A 16,286-nucleotide genomic window follows, 5' to 3' on the forward strand; every position below is an offset into this window, starting at 1 on the left:
ATAGTCATGGGGGCGATTGAGAGATGTTTAAGGATTTTAAGCTCATAGCCGGACGGCCGGTGTATATACAAATTAAAGACTATATGAAGCACTTAATCATAAAAGGCGGTCTGCAAGGCAATCAAAAGCTGCCCTCCACACGAGAACTCAGCACATTGCTTAAGGTTAGCCGCAACTCCGTAATCTCTGCTTATGCAGAGCTTGAGGATGATGGATTTGCGTATGCCGTGCAGGGTCAGGGAAGTTATGTGGCACCTACACCTCCCGGCAGTGAAACAATCTCTTCCTGGACGATGGACTGGAAGACGCGTATCAATGATCATGCGCGGCTGGCGGAGGATCTGGATATCATGAAGCGCGGCATACGAGCGGAGAAGGGGACGATCTCCTTCACGAGCATCGCACCTGATGAGAGTCTTTTTGATATAGATAATGTGAAACGCTCCTTTATGGATCGTATGTCGGTGGAAGGCAACGTCTTACTAAATTATGGATATGCCAAAGGGTATAAGCCTTTAATAGACTATTTGAAGCAGTACATGGAGCACAAAGGCGTTGAAATGAAAGGCAAGGATATATTGATCACCAATGGCTTTACAGAGGGATTCGATATTGTATTGTCTGCACTTAGCAAAAAGAATGGTTCGGTCATCTGTGAGAATCCAACGCATCATACGGCGATCAAAAATCTGAAGCTGAATGGCTTTGAGATCACCGGGATTCCTATGGAGCGTGATGGGATTGATCTGGTTGAGCTGGAGAAGGCATTGCAGGAGCAAGCCTTTGACTGTGCCTACTTTGTCCCCTCTTATCATAATCCGACCGGCATTGTAATGTCTCCCGAGAAAAGACAGAGGCTAATGAAGCTGATGAACCGGTACCAAATACCAGTGATCGAGGATGGTTTTAACGAGGAGTTACGCTATTCGGGCTCACATGTGGCTCCACTTATCGCAGCAGCAGGGAGCGGCAACAGCGTGATCTATCTAGGTAGCTTCTCAAAGGTATTATTTCCGGGACTACGCGTAGGCTGGGTGCTGGCAGATCAGGAGCTGATCTATTCTCTCGAAAGCGTCAAGCGCGCACGTACCATTCATACCTCGACGCTGGATCAATCCATTTTGTATCAGTACTTATTAGGTGGCCATTTAGAGAAGTATTTGAAAAAAGCCAGAGCGGAATATAAACGAAAATATGAATTAACCCTGCAATGCTGCAAGGAGTTTATTCCTTATACGGCGTTATCAGGGGATGGCGGATTGCATCTTTTTGTAACCTTTGCGGAGGGTTTTAATACAAGGACGCTGCTAGCGGCCTGTCATGAACAAGGGGTTATTTTTACAGCAGGAGATATATTCTTCACAGACGGTAAAGGTCAAAATACGATACGGATCGGTTTCTCCAGAGTGACGGATGAGGATATCCGCAAGGGGATCGAGATTATTGGCAGAACAGCACGACAACTAATGGGATAAAGAGGTGCTTGAGATGAAGATGAAGGTAGGCGTAATTATGGGCGGGGTGTCCTCAGAGTATGAGGTATCCATGAATAGCGGTAGAGAGATTTTAAAGAATCTAGATCCCAATAAATATGAGGTTACTCCAATAGTGATCACCAAGCGTGAAGAGCTTATTGAGCAGGCAAAAGGAATCGATATCGCGCTGCTTGCGCTCCACGGAGCTTACGGAGAGGACGGTACGGTTCAGGGGACGCTGGAGACAATGGGGATTCCTTATACGGGTAGTGGCGTTTTGTCTAGCAGCATTTGTATGGATAAAGATCTTTCCAAAAAGCTTATGCGCTGCTCAGGCGTCAATACGGCGGATTGGCTGTGTTGGGATAGTATGAAGGATTATTCTCAAGAAGCCGTAGAGCGGATTGGATATCCTGTTATGGTGAAGCCATGTGCAGGCGGTTCGAGTATCGGTATGGAAAAGGTGAGCAGTAGCGAGGAGCTGTTGAGCGCAGTACAGAAGGCTTTTGCCTGTGATCAGTCGATTCTGATCGAGAGCTACATTCAAGGCCAGGAAATTACTTGCTCTATTCTAAATGGAGAGATGCTGCCCGTTTTGGGAATCACCTCGGCGCATGCGGAGTGGTTCGATTACAGTGCGAAATACGAAGATGGCGGGGCAGACGAACGGGTCATTGATCTACCAGCTGAGGTGTATGAGCGAGTACGTGATGCAGCCTTAACTTGCTACAAAACACTAAAATGCAGCGTGTACGCAAGGGTGGATATGCTCATTAAGGATGGTATTCCATATGTGCTGGAGGTGAACACATTACCGGGCATGACGAAGGCGAGTCTTTTACCAAAAAGCGCGCAAGCGGCAGGTTACACCTTCAGCGGACTGCTGGACGAGATCATTTCCCTTTCCCTAACAGAAAAGAGCCCGAAAGAAGAGGTGCTCAGTCATGCATAATGAATGGATTACTCCGCGTGTACGGGAGATTGCTCCCTCGGGGATTCGGGCTTTTTTTGACCTAAGTACAGGGAATCAGGATATTATATCGCTTGGTGTAGGCGAGCCTGATTTCGTTACACCGGAGCATGTAAGAGCTGCCTGTATTCGTGCTTTGAATAATGGGGAGACGATGTATACACCAAATTCCGGCTTGTTGGAGCTTAGAGAAGAGATTGCCTCTTATCTGCACACAAGCTTCAATCTCCGCTATGAGCCAACTAACGAGATTATGGTTACAGTGGGAAGCAGTGAAGCCGTGGATTTGGCTCTGCGGGCCTTTATTACACCCGGGGATGAGATTATCGTCCCTTCTCCGAGCTATATTGCGTATTCGCCGATTACTCATTTGAACGGTGGGATTACGGTAGAGGTTGAATCTTCAGCCGAGCAGGGTTTTAAGCTTACTCCTGAAGCGTTGCGGCAGGTGATTACCCCGCGTTCCAAGATTCTTATGGTGAATTTTCCGACTAATCCTACAGGAGCAGTAATGACTTATGAGGATTGGCTACCCATTGCACAGATTGTAAAAGAGAATAACTTACTTGTCATTTCAGATGAAATCTATGCCGAGTTAACCTATGATAGTCAGCATGTCAGTATTGCCTCCCTTCCTGGGATGTTGGAACGAACGATTGTCATTAGTGGCTTCTCCAAAGCTTTTGCGATGACTGGCTGGAGAGTGGGTTATGCTTGTGGTGATCACGAATTAATTGCTGCGATGCTCAAAATCCATCAGTACACTGCGATGTGTGCTCCGATACTAGGTCAAATCGCTGCCATTGAATCACTGCGGAACGGTATGGAGCATAAGGACCACATGAAACGATGCTTTGATGAGCGAAGAAAGCTGCTGGTTAGTGGATTTCGATCTATTGGTTTACCTTGCCACGAGCCGGAGGGTGCATTTTATGTCTTTCCTTCCATCGCTAATACCGGAATGAAGTCAGAGAATTTCGCTTTGCAGCTGCTCAAGGAGGTTGGTGTTGCTGCGGTTCCGGGGCATGTGTTTGGAGCGGGTGGAGAAGGGTATATTCGCTGCTCTTATGCAGCATCCCTACAAAAATTGACGGAAGCGCTGGAGAGAATCGAAGGATTTATGAAAGTGAAGTTGTAATTCTAGTGGTCCCCATCTATCATAGATGGGGGCTTTTCTGTGTAGATAAGATAGAATAGGTTATACGGATCTATTTAATTGGAGGTTAAATTATGATTTCAACTATTCAAGAAGTAATTAAACGAATCACACCGGCTGATGAACAGTCTTTCCTAAAAGCGGAGCACCGCCTGAACATTCTAACTAAACCACCGGGCAGCCTGGGACAATTGGAGACCTTGGCCGTTAAGCTCGCTGGAATTTCGGGTACGGAGCAGCCTAGTTTCACCAAACGAACGGTAGTTGTGATGGCTGCCGATCACGGTGTATGCTGCGAGGGAGTTAGTGCATTTCCACAGGAAGTCACAATGCAGATGGCCTATAATTTTCTCAGCGGAGGAGCGGCTGTGAATGTACTGGCACGCCAAGCTGGGGCTGAGGTGAAGTTCGTTGATATCGGTGTTAACGGCGACCTTAGTCATGAGGATCTGATTGATTGTAAAGTGCGCCGAGGAACGGATAATATAGCCGTGGGACCTGCGATGAGTCGTGAAGAAGCGATGAATGCTGTGCTTGTAGGTATAAGAATCGCACAAGAAGCGATTGAGAACGGGACAGAGATTTTTATTACAGGTGAAATGGGCATAGGGAATACAACGGCTAGCGCAGCTATTCTGTGTGCTCTAAAAGGAATACCACCTGAAGTAGCCGTTGGAAGAGGAACGGGAATTGATGATGAACGTCTACTACATAAGATTGCAGTTGTGGAACGCGCTTTAAAGGTGAATCAACCGAATCCGGCAGATCCGCTGGATGTATTGTCCAAAGTAGGGGGACTCGAAATCGCTGGTTTGACTGGTCTAATTCTTGGCGCAGCTGCTGCTAGGGTACCTGTCATTTTGGATGGTTTTATTTCGGGCGCGGCAGCTCTTGTGGCGAAGGCGCTTGCGCCAGAATCCATTGCTTATATGATAGGCTCCCATCTATCAGGTGAACAGGGACATAAGCTGATGCTGGAGCAGCTTGGGCTTGAACCGTTGTTTAACCTGGGTCTTCGTTTGGGTGAAGGAACTGGAGGCGTATTGTCCCTTCATTTAATTGAGGCGATATGCCGCATTTTGAGCGAAATGGCCACCTTTGAAAGTGCAGGCATCTCTGGAGCTGGGAAACAATGAGTATTCTTGTAACGGGAGGGGCGCGTAGCGGGAAAAGTGGCTTTGCAGAAAAACTGATGTCGTCACTGGCAGATCAGGCCTTCTATGTTGCAACCGGACAAGCGTTTGATGATGAAATGAATGAACGGATTGCACTGCATCAGCAACAGCGCTCGCAAAGCGGATATGCTTGGGAGACGTTAGAGGAGCCTTATGATTTGCCAGATCTTCTTAAGCGTTTATCTGGTGAAAAGGCGGTTCTCGTAGATTGTCTAACGTTGTGGTTATCGAATGTACTGCTAGCCATGGAAGGATTTACGGATAGGCAAGAGTTGATTGAGAGCGAGATTACAAGACTTGAAGACAGTGTACACACATTTCAAGGAAATCTCATTTTGGTCACTAATGAGGTTGGAGACGGTATTGTTCCGGAGTATGCGCTTGGCCGATTGTACCGTGATCTGGCAGGACGTATGAACGCGTTGCTTGCTCGGCAATGCGAGCAGGTTTTTTTAGTGACTGCTGGCATTCCAATTGAACTCAAGAGCAGGGAGTATCGTTTATGAGGGAGCGCAGGGATGCTGCCGCGGCTGCCTTTCAGTTTTTGTCCCGGTTTCCTGTAAAGAGTGACCCTGGATTTTCTCCTGAGCTGCTGCGCCGAAGTGTAATGTTCTATCCCGTGGTGGGTGCAGCTATCGGACTTTGCGTAGCTGCTGGGGCAGCTTTGACGGGATTGATTTTACCAGCTTGGCCAGCCGCCGTCATTACCCTCATTCTATGGGTAGGACTCACCGGAGGTCTGCACCTCGATGGTTGGATGGACAGTGCGGATGGTCTGCTAAGCTACCGACCGAGGGAACGGATCCTGGAGATTATGAAGGATAGCCGTGTGGGTGCGATGGGTGTGCTCGCCTGCGTGCTGCTCTTGCTGTTAAAGGCCTCTTTAGTGGCAGCATTAATCGAAGGCTACGCCTATTACGAGCTACCACTGCTCTTGCTGCCAGCGATCTGGAGCCGCTGGTATATGGTGCGGGCAATGGTGCGTTATCCCATTGCCCGCGGGAACGAGGGGCTGGCCGCGAGCTTCGCCGGCCTCGCTCCCTCGCATGAGCGGCGCGCGCTGGCGATAGCCGCGCTGCTCTCGCTAGCCGCAGCCGGTGCGCCTCTGGCGCTCGGCGCTGGCTTAGCCGCGTGGCCGCTGCATCTGGCGGCAGCGTTACTGCTGCCGGCTGCGGCCTTGGCCAGCGGCACCGTTGCTGCGCGGCGGATTAGCAGCCGGCTCGGCGGGCTCACCGGCGATGTGTATGGCGCGCTGAATGAGCTGCTAGAGGCTGTGCTCCTACTAGTATTAGTGCTGCTCCAGCACAATTTCATGTGAGTAGCTCCTGCGGGTGACGCATAGTAGCCAGCTCGCTCAATCTGATTTTTTACTCTATTGATGCCTGTGGTTCCAGCTATTTGGTGGCCCGATTCTTGCTTGTACACATACTTGCTAACCGTGATGACGTTGTATCATATTTTGCGAATCATTTGATATTTTTAGAGTTCAATAGGAAAGAGGGATGACATGGTTGCTGCCATTCTACTATTTGTAATTGCCGGCCTTGCTGAGATCGGAGGCGGATACTTAGTATGGTTATGGCTAAGAGAATCAAGACCTCTCTGGTATGGTCTTGTAGGTTCTGTGATTCTGATTGGCTATGGCATCATCCCTACGTTGCAGAAGTTTCCGTCCTTCGGAAGAGTGTACGCAGCCTACGGCGGGGTGTTTATCGTACTCGCTGTGTTATGGGGCTGGCTAGTAGACAAGAAAACACCCGATGTATATGACTGGGTTGGTGCTGTTATTTGTGTGATCGGCGTTTCGGTCATTCTTTGGGCGCCGAGACACTAACAAAACAACCCGTTCAACACTTTCGTGTGAACGGGTTGTTTTTATTTAAGCCTAAGCTTTAGATCTTAAATTGTTGCACAGCTTCCTGAAGCTTCTTAGCCTGCTCATATAGATGCTGCACGGTTACTGCATGTCCTTCAAGCTCTATACGTTGGCGCTCCGAGTTCTCGGATAGTGTGTCCGCACTTTCTTGGGATCTTGAAGTAATTTGTGCGGTTTCCTCGACGGAAGCACTAACTTCTTCTGTACTTGCTGAGATTTGCTGCGTAGCCGCAGATACGGATTGAATATTCTGATTGATGCTTTGGATCAGAATCAGAAGGTGATTGAAGGCATCGCCCGCTTCTGCCACCTTGCCTACCCCGGAGGCTACCTCAGAATTCACATGGTTCATCTCAGTAACGGAGCGATTCATATCTTCCTGAAGTCCGAGTAGGAAATCACGAATCTGCTCATTCGCATTACGGGATTGTTCGGAAAGCTTGCGTACCTCTCCGGCAACAACGGCAAAGCCGCGTCCATGTTCTCCTGCACGTGCTGCTTCGATCGAAGCATTGAGCGACAGCATTTGGATTTGCTTCGTAATTTCAGTAATACTATGAACGACTTCTCCGATCATTACTGAACGTTCGTTCATAACTTGTAATTGCTCCAGTGACTGCAGGGAGGCACGTTCAACATGGCGCATTTGCAGAACGGCGCTTTGGGCAATCTCATTACCGCCAATCGCTTCAGCGGAAGCTTCACTGATCTGCTCAGTGACTTCGGTGGCTGCTGAAGCAATATGCTGAATGCCGAAATTGATTTCTTCCATAGCTTTTGAATTATCTTGAGCGCTGCTCGCGATGGTCGTACTACCTTTACCAATTTCTACAACAGATGTACTAGAGTGGTCTGCCATTTCATTTAGGACCTCTACACGTTCTCTTAAAGAATTGGAATCGGTGACCACAGTATTTGAGGTGACGAGTACATGTCCAATCATTTCTTTTAGGCGCAGGGTCATCGCTTGGAAGCTTCTGGACAGTTGAGCTACCTCATCACTGCCTTTAACCGTTAATTCCTCTGTGAAATCTCCCTCTGCAAGACGGGCACTGTAAGCTGCAAGCTTTGAGATAGGACGAGTAATCCGCATGCTCATAAACCAGGCACCAGTTGAGCCTATGATCAGCGTTAGCAGAGTGATCCCGGCGCTGGTCCACAGAATACTGTCTGTTTTTTCTTGAATAAAGCTTACATCACTGCTGATTCCGATAACCATCGTACTTCCGGGAATTCCGATATAAGCTGACTTATGTACACCATGCGAATCCTTGTATGTATCGCTTAGTCCACTCTTTCCTTTAAGAGCTTGCTGCATTGCAGAGGATACCTTAACAATTTCCTCCGGCTTTAATTTTGCATCATGATCTACGGACAGAACCTCAGCTTCCTTGCCTTTTAGATTGAGTAGAAAAATAGTCTCAACCCCATGCTGCTTTCTCTTATCCTGAAAATAGAATTCAAGATTGGTGGCTGCTTGTTCGTTCTTCTTTAGTGCTTGCTGAGCATGCATTGTATTTATATTCTTATATACGTCCTGAGCAGCTGCAGTTAGAATTTGATTGATTTGTGGCATGACATAGCTGTTGAAAATACTGGTGGATATAAAGTAGAAGCTGGTACTTAACAAAAGAGACGTGAGTAATAGAACTACAAATAATAAACGCGTAAATCTGCGACTGATCGACTGCTTGAAACGAAACATATTGTTCTCCCCCTTTTTATGGGCAGCGAAGCCCCATTTCTTTATATCCCTACCGACTGCTATTGACTGGCAACCTGCAATATATTCCATAGTTATGTAATATATCAACTAAATGGATCGGGAATGAAGTGTTTGATACTATTCTATAGAATTAACCTCTGGATGAATAGTGAAAGTTTTAGTTTATATAGCATATTTTTCTGAAAAAGATGAATTATTACTGACACTTTTATTTTTAGTTAATAAAAATGGGTATAAATACCCATTTCATAAATTGTTTATTTTTATGGATTGTTTGACGACAGTGTGATAGAGTATTAATGTTTTGTTCCAAAACTTAATGTATGCCGCGGTTCGTAACCATCCCGCGTAAACAAAACTAGGAGGAGTTTAAGCAATATGTTTAATTTGATGTGGGGAGTTTTATTTGTTATTGTCAATTTTGCTTTTTTTCTACTCTGTTACCGCCTGTTCGGCAAAAGTGGAATGTATGCATGGGTAGGTATCGCTACTGTAATTGCAAACATTCAGGTAGCTAAGACGATTGCTATGCCATTTGATATCGTGATGACACTCGGAAATACGATGTATGTCACTTTGTATATGACCAGCGATTTGCTTAATGAGAAGTATGGAAGAGCAGAAGCACGTAAAGCGGTTTGGTTTGGCTTCTTCACCTTGCTTATGACGACAGTCATTATGCAGATGGTACTAGTATTTAAGCCGCAAGAGACCGATATTGCTCAGTCTTCTTTGGAGACGATCTTTGGTCTGATGCCTCGACTAGCGTTGGGTAGTCTGACTGCTTACTTCATTAGTCAGTTCCTAGACGTTCGGTTGTACTCCTGGATTCGCAAATATTACAGCACCTCAAGTCAGTTGTGGATTCGTTCCAACGGCAGTACGATGATTAGCTCCTTTGTGGATACACTAATCTTCTGTACCATTGCATTTGCTGGGTTGTATAACTGGAGTGTGTGGTTTGAAATTTTGCTTACAACGTATCTAGCGAAATTCTTACTAACCGCAGTAAGCACACCTATCTTATATATCGCCCGAACTTTTACTTTTGCTGAAGATGGAATACCATCATCCGCTCATAAGAAGGAATAAACAACAATACAGCCAGCGCGTACCGATCATAATCGATGCGCGCTGTTTGATTTTTCCAGTCGTAAGAGGGATCAAACGTTCCATATAAATATGTACATAAAATTAATATAAAGCTAAAATAAGCTATCGTAGCCATTCTAATTGTATCCCGAGCGAAGAGAGTGTACATAATCGGTAGTCACAGAAATTACGAATAGGTGTGGTGAAGGATGAATCTAGTAGTTCCTATACTGCGTTATGCAGCAGAACAGCCCGACAGCATTGCCTTAACCCATGACCAAGCAACGCATACCTATGCAACATTAGTGCAAGCGATGCGGAGAATTGCCAATGGTCTACAGCAAATGGGCCTTAAGCATGACAAAATCGCTATTTTATCTACGAATCGCATTGAATTTGTCGAGGTTTTCTTGGGGGCTATTTATGCAGGCTGTGTTCCCATTCCTTTAGATCCCAAGTGGAGTGCAAATGAACTGCGGATTATTATAGAGCAGTGCCAGCCGACAATGATTTTTGCTGAGCCGGAAGCTGCAAAGAATTTGGTCTTCAAGGACCGAGCCATCCCAACGCTGACTTTTTCAAATGAACGAACAGGTTCCTATGATCAGTGGTTGAAGGCTCTGAAGCCAGAAGCTGAATTGGATGAGACGAATGAGTTATTATTTATCGGCTTTACTTCAGGCACAACGGGGCTCCCCAAAGGATATATGCGTACCCATTTATCGTGGTTAAAGAGCTTTGAGGTATCGAGTGCTGCCTTTGAATTGAACTCTATGAGTGATGTTTTAGCACCGGGTCCGTTTGTGCATTCGCTGTCCTTGTTCGCTGTAATGCAGAGTCTGTATGGTGGAGCAAACTTTCATATTACGCAAAAATTTAGCGCCACACAGGTGTTAGAGCTGTGCAGGCAGATTCCGGGTGTGGTGTTGTTTGTTGTACCGACAATGCTTGAATCCATGATGCAGCAGGCTGTTCCTGGGCAGACGCAGATTGATGCGATTATTAGCTCAGGTGCAAAGTGGTCGGAGTTGTCCAAAAAAAGGGGTATAGAAGTGTTCGCTGGAGCGCGTCTCTATGAATCCTATGGTTCCTCAGAAGCGAGTTATATTAGTTATTTGGATGTTCTGGAAGAGCATAATCCGAACTCTGTAGGCAAGCCCTATCCCGGAGTGCAAATTTCCATTCGTGATGAAGAGTTCCGTGAAGTCCCCACGGGGGAGATTGGGCAGTTATATGTGCGAAGTGATATGATATTTCTAGGCTACCATCAATTGCCGAAGGAGACCGTAGCAGCTTTTCGAGAGGGATGGCTTGTGTTGGAGGATTATGTTTATCAGGATGAAGCTGGTTATTTATATCTGGCGGGTCGCTTGAAAAATAGAATCATCTCCGGTGGGCTGAACGTTTATCCAGAGGAAATAGAGCGAGTACTGGAGCATCTTCCGGAAATACAAGAAGTAATGGTGCTTGGCGTCCCTGACGATTATTGGGGAGAACAGCTGGCAGTCCTCGTGAAATGGAATGGTGCAAAGCATTTATCTATAGACGAAATAAAGAATTATTGTCGCCAGTATTTAGCAAGTTACAAAGCGCCGAAGCAACTGCTGACAGTTGATGAGTTTATCTATACAAGCAGTGGCAAAATTGCCCGGCAAGCGATGAAAGACTATGTGAAAAGAGCGATGGTATGATAGAAGCAGTAATTGTTATGGCAAAACGTACACCGATTGGCAGGATGGGCGGCTTATTAAGTACATTTGAGCCGGAAGCATTACTGGCGCCGCTTATTCAGCATATTGTGGCAGAGACGAATCTGCCCGTAGATATGATCGATGATGTGATTATTGGAAATGTGGTCGGTCCGGGTGGGAATATTGCCCGGGTAGCTGCGCTTGAAGCGGGACTGCCTGTTTCGGTTCCGGGCGTTACTGTTGATCGGCAGTGCGGTTCTGGGCTAGAGGCCATTAATATAGCAGCACGGCTTATTCAAAGTGGCGCAGGTGAGATTTATTTAGCGGGCGGTGTTGAGAGCACGAGTCGTGCCCCTTGGAAAATGGCTAAGCCCCAAACCTTGATGGGGGTTCCGCAGCTATATACCCGTGCTCATTTTACACCTAGCGCTTACGGTGATCCGGATATGGGAATTGCTGCGGAAAATGTAGCGCGGAAGTATGGGATTTCGCGAGAAGAGCAGGATCAATATGCCTTGAAAAGCCATCAGAAGGCCGTTCATGCTCAGCAAAGTGGTAGGTTTCAGCAGGAGATTGTACCTCTTCTGGTTGAGGGGGAGTGGGTGAACACCGACGAATGTCCAAGGGCTAATACGAGCCTGGACAAGCTGCGAAAGCTACCTTCAATCTTTGAAGAAAAGGGTACTGTCACCGCTGGAAATGCCTGTCCTATTAATGATGGTGGGGCGCTTCTATTAATGATGTCCCGTGAGAAATGTCGGCAACTCAAGCTTAAACCTATCCTGCGTGTCGTAGATGCGCAAGCAGCAGGTGTAGATCCGAATTATTTAGGTATGGGCCCAGTTCCAGCTGTACAAAAGGTGTTACATCGTCAACAGCTGACCATAGCCGATTTAGATATCGTAGAGTTTAATGAAGCCTTTGCTTCGCAAGTTCTAGCCTCACTGAATGAGCTTCAGATCCCACAGGAAAAGGTCAATCTTGGAGGAGGCGCATTAGCTATCGGTCATCCATATGGGGCGTCCGGAGCGATTTTAATGACTCGCTTATGTGCTGAAATGCAGCATACGCCTTATCAAAGGGGACTTGCCACTTTGGGCATTGGCGGCGGGTTGGGGCTGGCTACGCTTGTGGAGGTTACGGAATGAACAGCGTCCGACATCAGATTCTTATGACTGCTGAGTGGATATCGGATTACGCACAGAGTATTGAGGCACCCGTGCAGACGACTAATGGCAATCTGATTGCTCCTTCTACGATGCCTATTATTTTTTGGCAAGCCTTCGATATTCCTTGGCTTAGCAAGGGAGAGCCCTTGCTTCACGGCACTCAGAAATTCTCATATCAAGCTCCGATTACGGCAGGGATGACGTTAGATTGTGAATTAGCATTAACGAGCAAGGTGCAAAAAGATGGCCGGCAGGGCAAGCTGACCTTTTACACACATACGCTGGTTTGTAAATGTGAAGGCGAGCTTATAGTCACCGCAGAAACGGTGTTAATTCGGGTAGGTGATGATCATGATGAGAAAATGCATAACGGCTGAGGCTATCCGGCAATATGCAGCAGCTTCCCAAGATCTGGCCGCTATTCATCTAGATGAGGATGCTGCAACTGAGGCTGGATTTAAGCGGCCCATTGCGCATGGGATGTATCTAATGGGATTAGCCCAATCCTTATATATCGAGGAGCATCAGGCACAGTGGATCACTCAATATGATATGAAATTTCTTAAGCCTATAGAGGTAGATAATGTCGTGATTTTTGATTTTGCGGAGGATGACTGCATGGTTAAAGTGACTCTTACAACAGAAGTTGGCGATGTTATTGCTACGGGAGCTTTTTCAGTGAAAGAGGTGTAGTGATGAACAAAGTAGCCTTAATTACTGGAGCAACCAGAGGGATTGGTCGCAGTATCGCCGTGCAGCTCGGCAAGTCCGGTTATATAGTGATTGTAAATGGTACAAAACAAGTCTTAATCGATGAGGTTGTCCATGAGATTCGTCAGGCGGGTGGTGAGGCATCAGGATACTCTGCTAATGTAGCAGATCCAGTTGCGGTCACTGCAATGGTGGATGAGGTTATTACACGGTATGGCCGTATTGAGGTATTGATAGCTAACGCTGGGAATTTGCAGGATCAGAAATGTCTACGGATGACGGATGAAGAGTGGAAGGGTGTGCTGGATGTACATCTAAATGGCACCTACTATAGCATTCAACGCGTACTTCCATATATGCGCCAGACAGGTGGCGATATCCTGTTGATGACCTCTACGGCTGGACTAACAGGTTCTGTGGGTCAGGTGAATTATAGTGCAGCCAAAGCTGGAATACTTGGAATGACGTGGACACTAGCAGCGGAGCTGAAACGTGATGGAATTAGAGTCAATGCGATTTCGCCAGCCGCTTTAACAGATATGACCAGACCTGTCATTGATCATTTGAAAGCGAAACATGCCAGTCGTAATGAACCGTTCCCAGACTTTTGGCGAATAGGTGGCCCGGAGGATATTGCTTCCTTTGTGACAGCATTATTGAGTGAGTCTGACGCGGATTTAACCGGTGAAATCTTTGCTGTGAATGGATCAAAAGTGACGAAATGGGAGAGGCCTGCACCTGCATTTTCCGAGAACAGCATTGGGGCATTTTTCGCTGCTTGGCATCGTCAAAAGGGGAGTGAATAAATGCTTACCTTCGATCAAGTTCATTTTTATTATAAAAAGGGTCAGCCTGTCCTAGAGGATATCAGCTTTACGATAGAAGCGGGGGAGTTTGTGGCGATTGTTGGCGCGAATGGCTCTGGCAAATCCACCATTGCAAAGCTCATGGACGGACTGCTACTGCCGCGAAAAGGGGCTGTACAGTTTAAGGGCCTAGACACCACAAAGCCAGCTGATCTTGCAGATATTCATCAGCAAATTGGCTTTGTTTTTCAGAATCCAGAGGATCAATTTATCACCACAACCGTTATGGATGAGGTGCTTTTTGGTTTGGAGAACGTTCGTGTGCCAAGGGAGGAAATGCGCAGCCGATTGGAGCATGCCTTGCAGGCTGTTCATATGGAGGATTACCTGGACGCTATGCCACATCAGCTCTCTGGAGGTCAGAAGCAACGTGTCGCTATTGCGGCTATATTGGCGATGCGCCCGCAAGTCATTATTTTTGACGAAGCCACCTCTATGCTTGATCCTCAGGGAAGGCAGCAGGTGCTTGCCATTATGCAAGAGCTGCATCGTCAAGGTCTGACCATTATTCAGATCACTCACCATATGGAGGAAGTGCTTTCAGCAGAACGATTATTACTCCTGCATCAAGGGAGACTTGAGTATGATGGTGCTCCACTGGCTTTTTTTGAAACGATGCCTGTTGCGGACTATCAATTACAACTGCCTTTTGCCGTGCGTGTACATGCATTGCTCCATTCAGAAGTGCCGCCAACAGCCGATTGGAAGGGGATAATTCGATCACAATGGTCTACAAATTAGATAATTTAAGTGTAAACTATGCTGATCATGTGGCTTTGCACAATATAAACTGCACCATTACTGCGGGCAAATGGATTTCGATTATTGGTCCCACGGGTGCAGGAAAGTCTACCTTTGTCAAAGTGCTGAAGGGTTTGATTCCCACCGTAAAAGGAGAGTATTGGATTGATCAGCAGCCTGCTCCAAGAGATGCCAAGGGACAATTAAAGGTGGTCCCGGAGCTGGGCTTTGTTTTTCAATATCCGGAGCATCAGCTATTCGAAACCACGGTGCAAAAGGAGCTTGCTTTTGCACTGAATCTGCAGGGTGCTTCACGCCAGCAAATCACGGAGGCGATTGAAAGGATTTTACCGCAAGTGGGTCTGTCAGAGGGCATTCTCCCGTTAAATCCATTCCAATTAAGCGGTGGAGAAAAGCGCCGTGTGGCCATTGCCTCCGTGCTGATGACGAATCCGAAGCTGCTAATTTTGGATGAACCGACAGCGGGGCTAGATCCAGCTAGCCAAGTATCTTTGCTGAAGCTACTGAAGACTTGGCAGCAACAAAATCAGCGCACCATTCTCTTCGTTTCGCATCAGATGGAGGATGTTGCTGAGTACTCGGATGAGGTTTTGGTTTTCCATAAAGGTCAGCTAGAAGGACATTTTGACCCCAGAACACTATTTATGGAAAAGGAAGAATTATTGGTGGAGCTGGGCTTGTCCATGCCTGAGCCCGTACAGCTTTTGAAGCTAGTAGAGGAACTATCTGGCCAAAAAATAGAGGTTGCTAGCTGTAAAGAGCAGGATATCTTCGATGCTGTTCAGCCAATTTGGCATTCGAGGGGGCGTCAACATGGCTGATTCCGTAATTGTGGGTCAATATGTGGAGACGCATTCGATTTTCCATCGTTTAGATCCTCGTATAAAGCTTGTTAGTATCGTGATTCTCATGCTTAGCTTTCTGATGCTTGGAACATGGCTTAGCTATGGAGTTGCAACTGTTTTTGTATTCGGAATTTTGCTGCTGTCGAAGGTTCCTATTCATTTCTTCTGGCGGGGGCTGCGGCCGTTATTATTTGTTTTGCTGTTTACCCTTCTGTATAATGCTGTGTTCACCAAAGGAACGATTCTCTGGTCGTGGTCCTTTATTGAGGTAACTGAAGAGGGACTGCGAACAGGATTACGTTTTGTTTGGCGTATTATATTGCTCATCTTATTAGCCTCAGTATTAACGTTAACGACTAAACCGCTAGACTTAGCATATGGTCTTGAAAAGCTACTTGCACCTCTATCCAAAATTGGGGTACCCGTAGAACAATTCTCCTTAATGATAGTGATTGCGATCCGGTTTATTCCTACCATCAAGGAGGAGCTGGATCGTATTCTGCTCGCACAAAAGGCTAGAGGTTATGACCTTACAGCATTATCACTGCCTAAACGGATATTTGCTTATGTCCCGATCATTATTCCTTTGCTCTTCACGACGATTCAACGTGCTGAACAGCTGAGCTATGCGATTGATGCGCGTGCTTATGGAAATGGTAAAGGAAGAACTTCTTATAGGGTTTTGCAATTTCAGAAAATGGATTATCTGGCAGGGGGAATTGCTCTTTTATTTGCTGTGATTCTGCTGTGGTTAAAGATAGGAAAGGTGTAG

General features: G+C 46.6%; 17 protein-coding genes and 1 riboswitch. Of the genes, 16 read left to right on the forward strand and 1 reads right to left on the reverse strand.

The window, feature by feature from the left end; translation table 11 throughout:
• Positions 1-23 precede the first annotated feature (23 nt).
• From MKY19_RS06175 to MKY19_RS06205, 7 genes are all read left to right on the forward strand, one after another.
• Positions 24-1,475 carry a PLP-dependent aminotransferase family protein gene (locus tag MKY19_RS06175; RefSeq protein ID WP_339801254.1) on the forward strand — a complete coding sequence of 484 codons (1,452 nt, stop codon included), beginning with the start codon at positions 24-26 and terminating at the stop codon, positions 1,473-1,475.
• Between the two features lie 19 nt (positions 1,476-1,494).
• The gene (locus MKY19_RS06180; RefSeq protein ID WP_339804184.1) at positions 1,495-2,427 is read left to right on the forward strand and encodes a D-alanine--D-alanine ligase; all 933 of its coding nucleotides are present in this window, start codon (positions 1,495-1,497) and stop codon (positions 2,425-2,427) included.
• Complete coding sequence (locus tag MKY19_RS06185) at positions 2,420-3,583, forward strand: aminotransferase class I/II-fold pyridoxal phosphate-dependent enzyme (RefSeq protein ID WP_339269344.1); 1,164 nt, start codon at positions 2,420-2,422, stop codon at positions 3,581-3,583. The genes MKY19_RS06180 and MKY19_RS06185 overlap by 8 nt, the downstream gene beginning before the upstream one ends.
• Positions 3,584-3,675: 92 nt before the next feature.
• Positions 3,676-4,737 carry a nicotinate-nucleotide--dimethylbenzimidazole phosphoribosyltransferase gene (cobT, locus tag MKY19_RS06190; protein WP_339801258.1) on the forward strand — a complete coding sequence of 354 codons (1,062 nt, stop codon included), beginning with the start codon at positions 3,676-3,678 and terminating at the stop codon, positions 4,735-4,737.
• A complete protein-coding gene (gene cobU, locus MKY19_RS06195; protein WP_042185626.1) occupies positions 4,734-5,282 on the forward strand; it encodes a bifunctional adenosylcobinamide kinase/adenosylcobinamide-phosphate guanylyltransferase in 549 nt (182 codons plus the stop codon). The genes cobT and cobU overlap by 4 nt, the downstream gene beginning before the upstream one ends.
• Positions 5,279-6,094 (forward strand): adenosylcobinamide-GDP ribazoletransferase, encoded by an 816-nt coding sequence (gene cobS, locus MKY19_RS06200; protein ID WP_339801262.1) that lies wholly within the window; start codon positions 5,279-5,281, stop codon positions 6,092-6,094. Before cobU ends, cobS begins: the two co-directional genes overlap by 4 nt.
• Positions 6,095-6,283: 189 nt before the next feature.
• Complete coding sequence (locus MKY19_RS06205) at positions 6,284-6,610, forward strand: YnfA family protein (RefSeq protein ID WP_339801265.1); 327 nt, start codon at positions 6,284-6,286, stop codon at positions 6,608-6,610.
• A gap of 58 nt (positions 6,611-6,668) precedes the next feature.
• On the opposite strand, the gene MKY19_RS06210 is transcribed toward MKY19_RS06205, so the two are convergent.
• On the reverse strand, positions 6,669-8,357 hold the full coding sequence (locus MKY19_RS06210) for a methyl-accepting chemotaxis protein (RefSeq protein ID WP_076284102.1): 1,689 nt from the start codon (positions 8,355-8,357) through the stop codon (positions 6,669-6,671).
• A 343-nt stretch (positions 8,358-8,700) separates the two neighbouring features.
• Positions 8,701-8,746: riboswitch (PreQ1 riboswitch) on the forward strand.
• Between the two features lie 10 nt (positions 8,747-8,756).
• Between MKY19_RS06210 and MKY19_RS06215 the strand changes: the two genes are divergently transcribed.
• The 9 genes from MKY19_RS06215 to MKY19_RS06255 all read left to right on the forward strand — a co-directional run bounded on the left by MKY19_RS06215 (position 8,757) and on the right by MKY19_RS06255 (position 16,286).
• Positions 8,757-9,470, forward strand: a complete 714-nt coding sequence (locus MKY19_RS06215; RefSeq protein WP_149645151.1) for a queuosine precursor transporter — start codon at positions 8,757-8,759, stop codon at positions 9,468-9,470.
• A 209-nt stretch (positions 9,471-9,679) separates the two neighbouring features.
• Positions 9,680-11,161 carry an AMP-binding protein gene (locus MKY19_RS06220; protein WP_339801269.1) on the forward strand — a complete coding sequence of 494 codons (1,482 nt, stop codon included), beginning with the start codon at positions 9,680-9,682 and terminating at the stop codon, positions 11,159-11,161.
• On the forward strand, positions 11,158-12,309 hold the full coding sequence (locus MKY19_RS06225) for a thiolase family protein (RefSeq protein ID WP_339245715.1): 1,152 nt from the start codon (positions 11,158-11,160) through the stop codon (positions 12,307-12,309). Before MKY19_RS06220 ends, MKY19_RS06225 begins: the two co-directional genes overlap by 4 nt.
• Complete coding sequence (locus MKY19_RS06230) at positions 12,306-12,707, forward strand: MaoC family dehydratase N-terminal domain-containing protein (protein ID WP_339801273.1); 402 nt, start codon at positions 12,306-12,308, stop codon at positions 12,705-12,707. Before MKY19_RS06225 ends, MKY19_RS06230 begins: the two co-directional genes overlap by 4 nt.
• On the forward strand, positions 12,682-13,023 hold the full coding sequence (locus MKY19_RS06235) for a MaoC family dehydratase (protein WP_339801276.1): 342 nt from the start codon (positions 12,682-12,684) through the stop codon (positions 13,021-13,023). The genes MKY19_RS06230 and MKY19_RS06235 overlap by 26 nt, the downstream gene beginning before the upstream one ends.
• A 2-nt stretch (positions 13,024-13,025) precedes the next feature.
• Positions 13,026-13,847, forward strand: a complete 822-nt coding sequence (locus MKY19_RS06240; RefSeq protein ID WP_339801278.1) for an SDR family NAD(P)-dependent oxidoreductase — start codon at positions 13,026-13,028, stop codon at positions 13,845-13,847.
• The gene (locus tag MKY19_RS06245) at positions 13,848-14,648 is read left to right on the forward strand and encodes an energy-coupling factor transporter ATPase (RefSeq protein ID WP_076298261.1); all 801 of its coding nucleotides are present in this window, start codon (positions 13,848-13,850) and stop codon (positions 14,646-14,648) included.
• On the forward strand, positions 14,633-15,490 hold the full coding sequence (locus MKY19_RS06250; RefSeq protein WP_339801282.1) for an ATP-binding cassette domain-containing protein: 858 nt from the start codon (positions 14,633-14,635) through the stop codon (positions 15,488-15,490). The genes MKY19_RS06245 and MKY19_RS06250 overlap by 16 nt, the downstream gene beginning before the upstream one ends.
• Positions 15,483-16,286 carry an energy-coupling factor transporter transmembrane component T gene (locus tag MKY19_RS06255; RefSeq protein WP_339801285.1) on the forward strand — a complete coding sequence of 268 codons (804 nt, stop codon included), beginning with the start codon at positions 15,483-15,485 and terminating at the stop codon, positions 16,284-16,286. Before MKY19_RS06250 ends, MKY19_RS06255 begins: the two co-directional genes overlap by 8 nt.

The organism is Paenibacillus sp. FSL R5-0744 (assembly GCF_037972555.1).
GTDB lineage: Bacteria > Bacillota > Bacilli > Paenibacillales > Paenibacillaceae > Paenibacillus_AQ.

What these genes read in the sequence shown, in the direction of transcription:
- MKY19_RS06180 (WP_339804184.1), top strand. Translation starts at nt 1,495, where the DNA reads ATGAAGGTAGGCGTAATTATGGGCGGGGTGTCCTCAGAGTATGAGGTA.
- MKY19_RS06225 (WP_339245715.1), top strand. Translation starts at nt 11,158, where the DNA reads ATGATAGAAGCAGTAATTGTTATGGCAAAACGTACACCGATTGGCAGG.
- cobS (WP_339801262.1), top strand. Translation starts at nt 5,279, where the DNA reads ATGAGGGAGCGCAGGGATGCTGCCGCGGCTGCCTTTCAGTTTTTGTCC.
- MKY19_RS06235 (WP_339801276.1), top strand. Translation starts at nt 12,682, where the DNA reads ATGATGAGAAAATGCATAACGGCTGAGGCTATCCGGCAATATGCAGCA.
- MKY19_RS06220 (WP_339801269.1), top strand. Translation starts at nt 9,680, where the DNA reads ATGAATCTAGTAGTTCCTATACTGCGTTATGCAGCAGAACAGCCCGAC.
- MKY19_RS06250 (WP_339801282.1), top strand. Translation starts at nt 14,633, where the DNA reads ATGGTCTACAAATTAGATAATTTAAGTGTAAACTATGCTGATCATGTG.
- MKY19_RS06185 (WP_339269344.1), top strand. Translation starts at nt 2,420, where the DNA reads ATGCATAATGAATGGATTACTCCGCGTGTACGGGAGATTGCTCCCTCG.
- MKY19_RS06240 (WP_339801278.1), top strand. Translation starts at nt 13,026, where the DNA reads ATGAACAAAGTAGCCTTAATTACTGGAGCAACCAGAGGGATTGGTCGC.
- MKY19_RS06215 (WP_149645151.1), top strand. Translation starts at nt 8,757, where the DNA reads ATGTTTAATTTGATGTGGGGAGTTTTATTTGTTATTGTCAATTTTGCT.
- MKY19_RS06175 (WP_339801254.1), top strand. Translation starts at nt 24, where the DNA reads ATGTTTAAGGATTTTAAGCTCATAGCCGGACGGCCGGTGTATATACAA.
- MKY19_RS06230 (WP_339801273.1), top strand. Translation starts at nt 12,306, where the DNA reads ATGAACAGCGTCCGACATCAGATTCTTATGACTGCTGAGTGGATATCG.
- MKY19_RS06210 (WP_076284102.1), bottom strand. Translation starts at nt 8,357, where the DNA reads ATGTTTCGTTTCAAGCAGTCGATCAGTCGCAGATTTACGCGTTTATTA.
- cobT (WP_339801258.1), top strand. Translation starts at nt 3,676, where the DNA reads ATGATTTCAACTATTCAAGAAGTAATTAAACGAATCACACCGGCTGAT.
- cobU (WP_042185626.1), top strand. Translation starts at nt 4,734, where the DNA reads ATGAGTATTCTTGTAACGGGAGGGGCGCGTAGCGGGAAAAGTGGCTTT.
- MKY19_RS06255 (WP_339801285.1), top strand. Translation starts at nt 15,483, where the DNA reads ATGGCTGATTCCGTAATTGTGGGTCAATATGTGGAGACGCATTCGATT.
- MKY19_RS06245 (WP_076298261.1), top strand. Translation starts at nt 13,848, where the DNA reads ATGCTTACCTTCGATCAAGTTCATTTTTATTATAAAAAGGGTCAGCCT.
- MKY19_RS06205 (WP_339801265.1), top strand. Translation starts at nt 6,284, where the DNA reads ATGGTTGCTGCCATTCTACTATTTGTAATTGCCGGCCTTGCTGAGATC.